Origin of the sequence: Staphylococcus sp. HMSC036D05 (assembly GCF_001836225.1) — a bacterium.
GTDB lineage: Bacteria > Bacillota > Bacilli > Staphylococcales > Staphylococcaceae > Staphylococcus > Staphylococcus caprae.
The window spans coordinates 207,304-220,126 of the sequence record NZ_KV827781.1 but is presented as its reverse complement, the minus strand read 5'-3'; the positions used below and the strand labels follow the sequence as shown (position 1 = coordinate 220,126).

Here is a 12,823-nt window from a genome sequence, read left to right as displayed (position 1 = left end):
AATAAAAAGCCAAAGCCAATGTTCAATTGACTTTGACTTTTTTGGCTTAGTTATGAATTAAATTCATTTACTAACTCATCTCAGAATTATTTTTTATCTTCGTCGTCTTTAACTTCTTTGAAATCAGCGTCTTCTACAGTGCTATCTTGAGAACCTTGTTCTCCTTGAGCCTGTTGTTGTGCTTGTTGAGCTTGCTCGTATACTTTAGCTGATAACTCTTGAACAACTTTTTCAAGTTCTTCTTTTTTAGATTTGATGTCTTCAATATCTTCGCCTTCAAGCGCAGATTTAAGTGCATCTTTTTTCTCTTCAGCATTTTTCTTATCATCTTCGCCAATATTGTCGCCTAAATCGCTGATAGTTTTTTCAACTTGGAATACTAAGCTATCAGCTTCATTGCGTAAGTCAACTTCTTCACGACGTTTTTTATCTGCTTCAGCATTTTCTTCAGCGTCTTTCACCATACGGTCGATTTCTTCATCAGATAAAGCTGAGCTTGATTGGATAGTGATATTTTGTTCTTTGTTTGTACCTAAATCTTTAGCGGTTACATTAACAATACCGTTTTTATCGATATCGAATGTTACTTCGATTTGAGGTACACCACGTGGAGCTGGTGGAATATCAGTTAATTGGAAACGACCTAATGTTTTGTTGTCAGATGCCATTGGACGTTCACCTTGTAATACATGGATATCAACTGCTGGTTGATTATCTGCAGCTGTTGAATAAACTTGTGATTTAGATGTTGGAATAGTAGTATTACGTTCGATTAACGTATTCATACGTCCACCCATAATTTCGATACCAAGTGATAATGGTGTAACGTCTAATAATACTACGTCTTTAACATCACCAGTGATAACGCCACCTTGGATAGCTGCACCCATTGCTACTACTTCATCTGGGTTCACACCTTTATGAGGATCTTTTCCTACTTCTTTTTTAACTGCTTCTTGTACAGCTGGAATACGAGTTGAACCACCAACAAGGATTACTTCATCGATTTCTGAAGTTGATAAACCAGCATCTTTTAATGCTTGACGAGTTGGTTCCATTGTTTTTCTGATTAATGAATCTGCTAATTCTTCAAATTTAGAACGGCTTAGGCTCATTTCTAAGTGTAATGGACCACTTTCACCAGCTGAGATGAATGGTAGTGAAATTTGAGTTTGAGATACGCCAGATAAATCTTTTTTAGCTTTTTCAGCAGCATCTTTTAATCTTTGTAATGCCATTTTGTCTTGAGATAAATCTACGCCATTTTCTTTTTTGAATTCAGAAACTAAATAGTCAATGATAACTTGGTCAAAGTCGTCACCACCAAGTTTGTTATCTCCTGCAGTAGATAGTACTTCGAATACGCCATCGCCTAATTCAAGGATAGATACGTCAAAAGTACCGCCACCTAAGTCGAATACAAGAACTTTTTGATCTTTATCAGTTTTGTCTAAACCATAAGCTAATGCAGCAGCTGTTGGTTCATTAATAATACGTTCCACTTCTAAACCTGCAATTTTACCAGCATCTTTAGTAGCTTGACGTTCAGCGTCGTTAAAGTAAGCTGGCACTGTGATAACTGCTTTATCTACAGTATCACCTAAATAGCTTTCTGCAGTACTTTTTAAGTTTTGTAAAATCATAGCTGAGATTTCTTGAGGTGTATATGATTTACCTTCGATATCTACTTTATAATCTGTACCCATATGACGTTTAATAGATTGAACAGTGTTAGGATTTGTAATTGCTTGACGTTTAGCAACTTCACCTACTTGAGTTTCTCCATTTTTAAACGCAACTACTGAAGGAGTTGTACGTGCACCTTCTGGATTTTGAATTACTTTTGGTTCGTCGCCTTCTAATACAGCAACACAAGAGTTTGTAGTACCTAAGTCGATTCCGATTACTTTACTCATAATAAAATTCCTCCAATTTAATATGTTTTAAATTTACAATGTTTTTTCAATCAACTTATTGATTTACTTTAACCATTGATGGTCTTAATACACGATCCTTAAGTTTATATCCTTTTTGTAATTCTTGAGTGACTTCACCTGATTTGAAATCAGGATTATCATCTTGAACCACTGCTTGATGTAAATTAGGATCAAATTCTTGCCCTTCGGCTTGAATTTCTTCAAGACCATTATCTTTTAAAGCTCTTAGTAAACTTTCGTGTACCATTTGCACACCTTTTTGAAGTGATTTAAAAGATTCATCATCACCTTCAATTTGAAGTGCGCGTTCAATATTATCTATTGACGGAAGAATATCAGTTAAAACACCTTGAGCTTGATAAGTTTTATTAATTTGATTTTCATTTTGAATTCGACGCTTATAATTTTCGAATTCAGCATATAATCTTAAATATTTTTCTTCATTATCATTTGCTAATTTTTCTAATTCTTGAATTTTTTCATCTTTTGGATCAACATCTTCTTGTTGATCTGTTTCTTCAGAATCATCTTGCAATTGATTATCTTTAACTTCATTCTTATCAGTGTGATCTACTGATTCCTCGTTATTTTCAAAAGTTTGATTATCTTCGCTTTCTTTTGAATTAACTTCTTCCTCAGTTTGATTCACTGTATGATCTTTTTCTGTCATTGTCTGACCTCCAATACAACTCTCATTACTACCATATTTGGTTAAGTAATTGAATTACATTTTGATAATGCATAGCAGTTGGTCCTATGACCGCAATTTGACCTTTTAGTGACTCGTCAAAATGATACTGACTTGTCACGATAGAAATATCACTTAAACTTTCATCAATTTCTTTGCCAATACGAACATTGATTTGAGATGTTGATATTTCATCTAATAATTCAGTGATTCGATTTGATTCGATATATTGAAGAATTGGTTGTATAGATGACACGTTTGTTTCATTCAACGCATCAATAAGTTTAACCTTTCCTCCCATATAAATGCTATTACTTTGATTATTAATATGTTGTTCCATCAAATCAATCATTTCGCTTACTAACTTTTTCTCTTCATCTGAATTTACAACCATATGAATATCACGAGATAAATTTTTATGATTCTCATTAAAATGTGTAGTCAAAAAGTTAGCTATTTTATTTAAGTTAAGACGATTCAGTTCTACATGAGTTACAACATGAATGTTCTCAACATGACCTGATGAAAATACCATAATTAAAATAACCAAATGATTGTTAGCTTGAATCAAATGAATATTACTAATAATATCTTGATTGTGATTTGGACGTACAACCAACGTTGCATATTGAGATTGCATTGATAATTCATTTGCAAAATAAGTCAATGCGGTAGAAATATCATAATGATTCTCAATCAATAACTGATTTAAACGTTGAATTTTGTTTTGATTTTGATGAGATGTTTGTTCTAATAAACGATTGACATAATATCTAAAACCTAATTCGGATGGTATCCTACCTGAAGAGGTATGTGTCTTCTCAATGAAGTTCATATCTTCAAGTTGTTTCATTTCATTTCTAATGGTAGCAGGACTAACATCTAAATTATGTCGATGAATTAAAGTTTTAGAACCAATCGGTTGTCCAAAATCAACATAATCTTCAACAATTGCATTTAGGATGCTTAATTGCCTATTTGTAATCATGTTTTCACCTCATTAGCACTCTTTTATCTCAAGTGCTAATTATAATTTATCAAAAAGGTCAAAGTAAGTCAATGTTAAAGCATTAAAATATCGAAATTTTTAGAGGTTAAGTAAAAATGCCTCGAAAACCTCATTACCAATCACTTTACCACGTTCAGTTAATGAAATGTTTTGTTGTTGTTTTTGTAATAGATTTCTTCCTAATAAATTTTCAATTGTTTGACCAAAAACACTTTCAATCGGTAATCCGAATTTGTATTCAAATCTTTCAGTATTAACGCCTTGGTTCATTCTTAAACCAAGAAACATTTCTTCTTCCATTTTTTCTTCAAAAGTTGGTTCTGTTTGAGTAAGTATAGGTTGTTCATTTTTATTAATAGCATCAATATAATGACGAACAGGATTTAAGTTGGTATATCTTACCCCGTCTACGTAACCACTTGCACCTGCACCAAATCCATAATATTCCTCATTTAGCCAATAAACTTTATTATGTGTAGATTCGTGCCCTGCTTTTCCAAAATTAGAAATCTCGTACTGCTTTAGATTTGATTGTTCTAATCTTTGCATTAAATATTGGTACATTTCAGCACCTAAATCTTCATTTGGAAGTTTAAGATGTCCCTTTCTATACATATTATAAAATTGAGTTTTAGGTTCTAGTATAAGCCCATAACTAGATATATGATCAATATCCATCTTTAGAGCTAATTCCAAACTTTGTTTGAAATCATCCAAAGTTTGTTGTGGTAGATGATACATCAAATCAAGACTAATTGATTCAATTCCAACTTTGCGTGCATTTTCAACAGCTTCGTATATGTCTTCTTTTTTATGAGTTCTGCCAAGTATTTCTAATAATTCTGGTTTAAATGTTTGCACACCCATTGAAATTCTATTGACGCCATACCTTTTTAAGAGTGCTACCTTTTCATAAGTTAACTCATCTGGATTAGCTTCAAATGAATATTCGCCACTTATAGTAAACGTATTATTAATCGCTTTAAGTAATTTTTCAAGTTGCGTTAAATTTAAAGCAGTAGGCGTTCCTCCGCCTACATACATCGTTTGAAGTTGTCTATTATTATTAACCTGCATTTCTTTAATAAGAGCATCTAAGTATTCATCTACTGGCTGTTTATCTATAAAATACTTATTGAAATCACAATAAGTACAAATTCGTACACAGAAAGGAATATGAATATATGCGCTTGTAACTGTCAAAATTATCCCCCCAATACTGAACATAAAAAAGAGCGGAAGCGAAATCTTGTAGTTAAAATGATTTCATCGCTCCGCTTCGTCAAGGATGATTAGTGCTGAACTAGTGGATAAAAGAAAAATCGGGTTTATTCGATTATCTCATTTTTAGGCACTTTCAATACGTTTTAAAGGCTGAGACTCATGTGTTTATGTCTCAACCTTTGAATTAAAGTTTTATTCATCATCCATTTTAAGCACTGCTAAGAAAGCATCTTGAGGAATTTCAACATTACCTACAGCTTTCATTTTAGCTTTACCGGCTTTTTGTTTTTCTAGTAATTTACGTTTACGGCTAATATCGCCACCATAACATTTTGATAAGACATTTTTACCCATCGATTTAATATTTGTACGAGCAATAATTTTTTGACCGATGGCTGCTTGCACTGGTACTTCGAATTGCTGTCTTGGGATAAGTGTTTTTAATTTTTCTACGAGTGCTTTACCTCTTTCATAAGCAAAGTCTCTATGAACTATGAAACTTAACGCATCAACTTTATCACCATTAAGTAGAATATCCATCTTAACTAAGTTACTTTCTTTATTCTCAATGAATTCATAATCGAAAGAAGCATATCCTTTAGTATTAGATTTTAGTTGATCAAAGAAATCAAATACGACTTCTGATAATGGAATTTCATACACAATATTTACTCGTATATCATCCAGATAGTCCATATTCACAAATTGACCACGTTTACGTTGACATAATTCCATAACAGCACCGACGTAATCATTAGGAACCATCATTGTAGCTCTAACGAAAGGTTCGTAAATATGTTCGATTTTATCTCTTTCAGGCATTTGGGCTGGATTATCTACAGTAACTTCTGAGCCGTCTTTTAAAATACATTGGTAAATTACTGATGGTGCAGTCGCAATTAATTCAATTCCGAATTCTCTTTCAATTCTTTCTTGAATAATTTCCATGTGTAACATACCTAAGAATCCAGTTCTATAGCCAAAACCAAGAGCTTGTGAAGATTCAGGTTCAAATTCTAATGATGCATCATTAAGTTGAAGTTTTTCCAATGCTTCTCTTAAATCATTATAATCTTTATTATCTATTGGGAATAATCCGCAATAAACCATTGGATTCATCTTTTTATAGCCTTTAAGTGGCTTGTCAGCTGGTCGATGAGCTAATGTGATTGTATCACCAACACGTGAATCATCTACATTTTTAATGCTGGCGATAATATAACCAACATCCCCTACTGTTAATTCTTCAACAGGTAACTGTTTAGGTGTATTGATACCCACTTCAGTTACTTCGAATTCCTTACCAGTCGCCATCATTTTAATTTTATCTCCAGCTTTGACTACACCATCTATAATTCTGATAGAAGATATAACGCCTCTATATGGATCATACTCTGAATCAAATATGAGGGCTTTTAATGGTGCTTCTGGATCTCCATCTGGAGCTGGTACGACTTCGACTATTTTTTCTAATATATCTTCAATACCAATATTTGATTTGGCACTAGCTAAAACAACATCGTCTTGATCTAAGCCGATAACATCTTCTAATTCTTGTTTTACTCTTTCAGGTTCTGCTGCTGGTAAATCAATTTTATTCACCACAGGTAATAATTCTAAATCATTATCTAAAGCTAAATAAACATTAGCTAAGGTTTGTGCTTCGATTCCTTGAGCCGCATCGACGACAAGAATTGCACCTTCACATGCTGCCAAAGAACGTGACACTTCATATGTAAAATCTACATGTCCTGGTGTATCAATAAGATGGAAAGTATAAGTTTGACCATCTTTAGCGTCGTATTTTAAACGAACAGCATTCAATTTAATTGTTATTCCACGTTCTCTCTCTAAATCCATAGAATCAAGTAATTGATCTTGCATTTCGCGTGTTTCGACTGATTTAGTATTTTCTAAGATTCTATCAGCTAATGTCGATTTCCCGTGGTCAATATGTGCGATGATAGAGAAATTTCTTATATTTTCTCTTCTATTATAGCGTTCTTGCTTATCCATCTTATCCTACTCACTTTCATAAAAATAACCCGATTTATGTATACATCTTTGATATGATAACGTTTTTAAAGTTTAAATGCAAATGAACTTAAAGGAAGTTATTGAGGTTGAGACATTAATAACATTTTCATTATTCCTAAGAAAACTTCATTCTATGTCATTACAATGGTTTCTATCCAGAATAAACCCCTTTATTCCAGTATCATTTAAGTTCTAACAATTTTAATTATATAGAGTTAATGGTCACTTTCCAATAGTTAAAGACTTTAAACTATATTCACAATACTGATAAATAAATGATTGCACAAAGATTAGACATTTGATAAAATATTTCTTGTTGTAATCAAATAAATTTTGATAAGTTAAGTTCACTTTTAGGAGGTGACAGAAATGCCAAACATTAAATCTGCAGTTAAACGTGTGAGAACAACTGAAACAGCTGAAGCACGTAATATCTCTAAAAAGAATGCTATGCGTACAGCAGTTAAACGCGCGAAAACAGCTATCTCAACTGATGCTGAAAACAAAAATGAATTATTAAATTTTGCGATTAAACAAGTTGATAAAGCTGCTCAAAGCAACTTAATCCACTCAAACAAAGCTGATCGTATTAAATCAAAACTTATGACAGCTAATAAATAATTCTACTTATTAAAAAGATCAAGCGGTGAGCTTGATCTTTTTTATTTTAAAGAGATAAGATAAATAGTTCTAAAATAAGCTGTTTATCCATATATGAAGATTTTAATTTATAATCAGTTTCTGCACATGAATCAATAATATTTAATAAATCATTTAATTGATAATTCCGAGCTTGATTTAAAGCTAATTTCACCCTATAAGGATGCGCATTAACTGTTTTAGCTATTTGTTGACCGCTGTAGCCCTTTTGACCTAATATTTTACATTGATAATACAATCTATAGTTACTTGTTATTAATGCTAAAAGTTTAATAGGCTCTTCTTTCATTGTGATTAAATCATTCACTAACTGTACTGCTTTATTTTTTCTGCCTTTTTGAATAAATTCAGTTAATAAAAACACATTTTGTTCTAAGCTTCTATTGATAATTTGATTGACATCATCTTTATTTATTGTAGGTCTATCCCCTAAGAAAAGCATTAATTTTTCAAGTTCTTGAGAGACAATATTAAAATTAATGCCTGTGAGCTCAATAAAAAGATTTAATGCATCTTGTTTTATATCTTTATAATTCTCATTTAATTTGCGCTGAATCCATTTTTTTATTTCTTCTTCAGACATCTGTTCTACTTTTTTTAATTGAGCATATTTTTTAAGCGATTTCGTTAGCTTTTTACGTTCATCTAATTTATTTTGATAAACTTCAAAGATAATTAAGTTTTCGCCATCATACTTTTCAATAAACTCCATGAGTTGTTCAGCACTATGATTGAGTTCTTTAGTTACTTTTTCGCCAGTAAACACATAGGCATTTTTTACTACAATAGCCTTTTTATCTGAGAAAAAGGGCATCGTTAATGTTTCTTCTATTATAGGCGTCAAGTCGTTTTCATACATATTAAATTTCACAAAGTTGAAATCATCTTTGTCTTGTCCAAGATATTGATTGACTATTTCAGAACTTTTCTTCTCAACAAGTTCAGGCACTTCACCGTATATAGCCACAATATTATCGCTCATAAGTACACCCTTCCTCTATTTCTCATACCTGTAAATTATATCATTTTATTGCGTTACTTCTCTAGCGTTAGTTGATTGACGTTGATATATACGTTGAATCTTCGTTTTTATGTCATCTAAATTAATACTTAGTTCCCCATTATCCTGTGTATCATAAACTTCGCTTCCATTCTCTTTTAAACGAGTTATAACATCATCATTGGGAAGATGATATTTATTATGCTTGCCACTTGAAATTAAACTTATTTTGGGTTGTATGTTTTTAACAAATTCTTCAGAACTGCTTGTTCTACTACCGTGATGTCCTACTTTTAATATATCTATTTTTGGCAATTTGTAATTTTGTAAAAGAATTGATTCATTGTTCTTAGTCGCATCCCCCATTAATAGAATATTTTTATTACGGTATTGGATGAGTGTGATAATGGATTGTTCATTTTTATCTGAACTGGCGGGTATAAATGTATTGAAAAATTTTAATTTAGTTACTTCAAAATTAATTTGAGAAATATTTTTAACCTCATGTATTTTAATATTCTTCATCTTGCCTTCCTTTATAATATATTTTAATAAATCATTTGGAAAACCATCACTATTCAAAATAATGTTTTTAATTTTTACGTGTTCAAATAGATATGGTAATTCTCCCATATGATCTGCATGTGGATGCGTTAAGATTAGATAATCAATCGTAGAAATTCCTTTTCTTTTAAGACTCGGAAGAATTTTAAACTTAGCTATATTATGATGACTAATACTTTTAGATTTGTTTTCATCTCCTTTACCTCCAGTATCTATCATAATCGTTTTATTGTTTCCTGTTTTGAAAAGTATACTATCACCTTGTCCGACATCAAACAGAGTTAATTCAGCATAACTTGGTTTATTAGTAAATGTGAGTAGAGATAATATGATTATAAATACTGATAAGGAAATAAATACCTTTTGATGTACGAATAAATAGTAAACGATAAATATTGATAATATGAATAGCAGTAATTGCTTTTCACTTAAATCAGGGATATACCATTTATAATGAGATAATTTATAAAATAAATTGAGTAACAGATCATGAACGTTATACAAAAATGCCATATAGCGATTCATGATTTCGAAGTGAGAAATTAAATGACTTGTGATGAAAAATAAGATAATAGATGGAAAAAGTAAGAAGCTATAAAATGGAACAAAAAGCAAGTTCGATAGAAAACCAATCCATTGGAATTGATTAAAATGATAGACGCTAATAATGATAGACCCAAATTGGGCTATACATGTTATTGCTAAGAGACTTTTTATAGGTGTTAAATTTTTAAGAAATGGTTGAGCCATTAGAATGAAGAAGCAAATTAAAAATGAAAATTGAAAACCTATGTTATAAATATACCCTGGATAAATAATGTACATAATTATAAAAATTAATGAAAGTAAATTGAGAGAAGATTTTCTAAGAGATTTGGGGAGTAATATTGCTAAAATAGCTATTGATATTGCTCTCACAGCGCTAGGAACAAAATCAGTATAAATAGCGTAAATAACTAATACGCATATGGTTAAAATTTTTATGATGAATAAAGGTGTATTAAATCTTACGAGAGATTGATGGATGATTAAAATAATTGCGGCTATATGTGTACCGCTTATAGCTAATAAATGATATATTCCTATCTCTTTTACTTTTTCCTTATAATCTGGATTGATTAATGTCGTATTGCCAGTAATTAATGCAAGGATTCTATTAGGATATTTCACTCCTGAATGGTATATCTTATTCGAAATGTATTCTTGATGATTATAAATCCATTGAAAATGACCATTAGTTTTACAAGAATCCAAGTTGATAGATGAAATCGTTATAGAAGGATGCTCATTATCAAATTTAAAATCCCCTTTTATGTAGCACGTCTTATTTTTTAAAGATGCGTAAGTTTTAGACATTTTAGTCTTAAAGAAAAATTTATAGTTTTCATTCTTATATATAAGATAGCCAGTAGTATACTTTTGTTTATTTTCTAATGATTTAAAAGTTACGTCATTTCGAACCATAGGATGGTTTCTAAGATAATTTTGCGATTTGGTTTCCTTTTGAGTATAAGAATAAATAATAAAATATGAAAGTATGGAAGAAGCAAACATTAATATAATAAGAGGGAGTTTGAAGTTCTTAATCGTCGCAAGTATGAACGCCAATAGAAATAGTGAGGTAGAGATAACTTTGAAATTCATCCAAAGTATCCCTACTAAAAATGAAAGTGCTATGTATATCATTGATTAACCTTGCGTAAGGTATTGTGCTACGTATTCTGGAGAGAATGGTATTCTTTTATATTCAATACCTGATTGTTGAAGTAGTTTAATAGCGTAGTCATGATTGTGATAATCTTCTGCATAATATATCGTCTTAATGCCAGCTTGTATAATTGACTTTGTGCAATTTAAACAAGGGAAATGAGTCACGTAAATTGTAGCGCCTTCTGTTGAAACACCTTGTTTAGCGCATTGTAGTAGTGCATTCATTTCTGCATGTATTGTTCTAATACAATGACCATCTTCAATAAGGCAACCTTCATCAATGCAATGAACTTCCCCTGCTACTGATCCGTTGTAACCACCAGCAATAATTCTATTATCTTTGACAATTGTAGCTCCAACAGAGAGTCTTTGACATGTCGATCTCAAAGCTAATAAATGACTTTGAGCCATAAAATATTCTTCCCATTTAATTCTTTCCATGTGTAGTTGCCTCCTTATGTAGAAAAACAATTAATATTTATAGCTTAATCATTTAAAGCAATAAATGCAATAATGAATCAAAGCTAAATAGTAAAGTGTTCTTTTAATTTTTCGAACGTTTTCTCGCCAAACCCTTTAATCTTTTTTAAATCATCTATTTTATCAAATCTACCGTTTTGTTCTCGATAGTTTATAATTTCTTTAGCTTTTGTTGGTCCAATACCTGGGACTCCTTTAAGTTCTGATTCAGTCGCATTATTAAGATTGACTTGTTTATTTTCACTATTTTGATTCGTAGTTATTGGAGAATTATTATTTCTAATAGTATGAGGTTGCTCTCCTTTTGTGGGCACATATATTAACTTTTGGTCTATTAATTTTTCTGATAGATTAATTTGGGAAACGTCTGCATTTTTAGAAAGTTTTGCCTTATTCAAAGCGTCAATGACTCGTTCAGTCGATAGCATTTGATATACATTAGGATGCTCGACAGCCCCTTTAATATCAACATAAACTTTTTCCTTACTGTTTTCTTTATTACTCATATTCTTATTATTTGTATTAGCTTTAGTATGAGATTGATTGTTTTTAATCTCATTTGAATCTAGATGATGATCTTTTGGAAACTCATTCATTTCATTATTCTCATTATGAGATTCATCTTTGTTAGTCAAAGTAAGAATCGCGATAATGATTCCGACAATCCCTAATATAAAATATCGTTTCCATCGCAAAATAAAATCGATATACTTTTTATCTATATTAAACAAAAAATCACTCCTTCATACTTATCAACGTACGAACGAGTGATTTTACTTCTTAATGTTAATATTTATTTTTTAACAACGAAAAATAATCGATCAGCATCTTCTTCATGTTTCTCTAGATTGAAATCTGTGAAAGTTTCAATTTTTGTAAAACCTATCTCTTTTAATAGTGATTTATAAGTTTCTTCTTCATAGGTTCTTTGGTAATGCGATTCATCGAAACGTCGATAACTACCATCTTTCTCAAGAATAAAGAATGACATTTCATGATAAACACTCAATGGTTCATCACCACGAATAGCTTCCCATCCTAAGAAAACATCATCAGTTTCATCAATATAGCTTTGATTATTAAACAATGTATTCATCTTGTGAACCGTATGCACATCAAAAAGAAACACGCCATCATTAGTTAAATGTTGGTAAACTGATTTGAATGTATTTCTGACATCATCAATTGTAGGTAAATAATTCAGTGAATCACAAAATATTGTAATAACATTAAACTTTTGGTTCAAATTAAAATCTGTCATATCTCCTTCTAACCATCTAACATTGTTAGATTTCTCGTTAGCAATCGTCAACATATCAATACTTAAATCCATTCCAGTTACATGTCCTAATGTGACTAATCGATGCGTTAAACTACCGGTGCCACAACCTAAATCTAGAATTTCATTAATTTGTTGCTTTGAAAAGGATTCAACAATATTGAACCATTCATCATACGGTTGGTCCTGTGTAAGTTGGTCATATACCAAACTCATATCTTCATACTGAGACATC

Annotated in this window: 11 protein-coding genes; 1 reads left to right on the top strand and 10 read right to left on the bottom strand. The window is 31.1% G+C overall.

Annotated features, from left to right (window positions below):
* Positions 1-86 precede the first annotated feature (86 nt).
* The 5 genes from dnaK to lepA form a co-directional block, all read right to left on the bottom strand.
* A complete protein-coding gene (gene dnaK / locus HMPREF2580_RS05760) occupies positions 87-1,916 on the bottom strand; it encodes a molecular chaperone DnaK (protein ID WP_002443161.1) in 1,830 nt (609 codons plus the stop codon).
* A 55-nt stretch (positions 1,917-1,971) separates the two neighbouring features.
* Positions 1,972-2,607 carry a nucleotide exchange factor GrpE gene (gene grpE / locus HMPREF2580_RS05755; RefSeq protein WP_002443163.1) on the bottom strand — a complete coding sequence of 212 codons (636 nt, stop codon included), beginning with the start codon at positions 2,605-2,607 and terminating at the stop codon, positions 1,972-1,974.
* Positions 2,608-2,635: 28 nt separating this feature from the next.
* Positions 2,636-3,613 carry a heat-inducible transcriptional repressor HrcA gene (gene hrcA, locus HMPREF2580_RS05750; RefSeq protein WP_070831062.1) on the bottom strand — a complete coding sequence of 326 codons (978 nt, stop codon included), beginning with the start codon at positions 3,611-3,613 and terminating at the stop codon, positions 2,636-2,638.
* 99 nt (positions 3,614-3,712) lie between these two features.
* A complete protein-coding gene (gene hemW / locus HMPREF2580_RS05745) occupies positions 3,713-4,837 on the bottom strand; it encodes a radical SAM family heme chaperone HemW (RefSeq protein ID WP_070831059.1) in 1,125 nt (374 codons plus the stop codon).
* A gap of 213 nt (positions 4,838-5,050) precedes the next feature.
* Positions 5,051-6,874 carry a translation elongation factor 4 gene (gene lepA, locus HMPREF2580_RS05740; RefSeq protein ID WP_070831056.1) on the bottom strand — a complete coding sequence of 608 codons (1,824 nt, stop codon included), beginning with the start codon at positions 6,872-6,874 and terminating at the stop codon, positions 5,051-5,053.
* A 390-nt stretch (positions 6,875-7,264) separates the two neighbouring features.
* Here lepA and rpsT point away from each other — a divergent pair, with 390 nt between their 5' ends.
* Positions 7,265-7,516 (top strand): 30S ribosomal protein S20, encoded by a 252-nt coding sequence (gene rpsT, locus HMPREF2580_RS05735; protein ID WP_002443172.1) that lies wholly within the window; start codon positions 7,265-7,267, stop codon positions 7,514-7,516.
* A gap of 46 nt (positions 7,517-7,562) precedes the next feature.
* Here the strand turns inward: rpsT and holA are convergent, their stop codons facing one another.
* The 5 genes from holA to HMPREF2580_RS05710 all read right to left on the bottom strand — a co-directional run bounded on the left by holA (position 7,563) and on the right by HMPREF2580_RS05710 (position 12,822).
* The gene (holA, locus tag HMPREF2580_RS05730) at positions 7,563-8,537 is read right to left on the bottom strand and encodes a DNA polymerase III subunit delta (RefSeq protein WP_002443173.1); all 975 of its coding nucleotides are present in this window, start codon (positions 8,535-8,537) and stop codon (positions 7,563-7,565) included.
* Positions 8,538-8,582: 45 nt separating this feature from the next.
* Positions 8,583-10,805, bottom strand: coding sequence for a DNA internalization-related competence protein ComEC/Rec2 (locus HMPREF2580_RS05725; protein WP_070831053.1), 2,223 nt, complete (start codon positions 10,803-10,805; stop codon positions 8,583-8,585).
* Between the two features lie 3 nt (positions 10,806-10,808).
* On the bottom strand, positions 10,809-11,270 hold the full coding sequence (locus tag HMPREF2580_RS05720) for a ComE operon protein 2 (RefSeq protein WP_002443177.1): 462 nt from the start codon (positions 11,268-11,270) through the stop codon (positions 10,809-10,811).
* An 83-nt stretch (positions 11,271-11,353) separates the two neighbouring features.
* Positions 11,354-12,040: a helix-hairpin-helix domain-containing protein gene (locus HMPREF2580_RS05715; RefSeq protein WP_070831050.1), complete on the bottom strand. Its 687-nt coding sequence runs from the start codon at positions 12,038-12,040 to the stop codon at positions 11,354-11,356.
* A gap of 62 nt (positions 12,041-12,102) precedes the next feature.
* Positions 12,103-12,822: a class I SAM-dependent DNA methyltransferase gene (locus HMPREF2580_RS05710; RefSeq protein WP_070831047.1), complete on the bottom strand. Its 720-nt coding sequence runs from the start codon at positions 12,820-12,822 to the stop codon at positions 12,103-12,105.
* Position 12,823 lies beyond the last annotated feature (1 nt).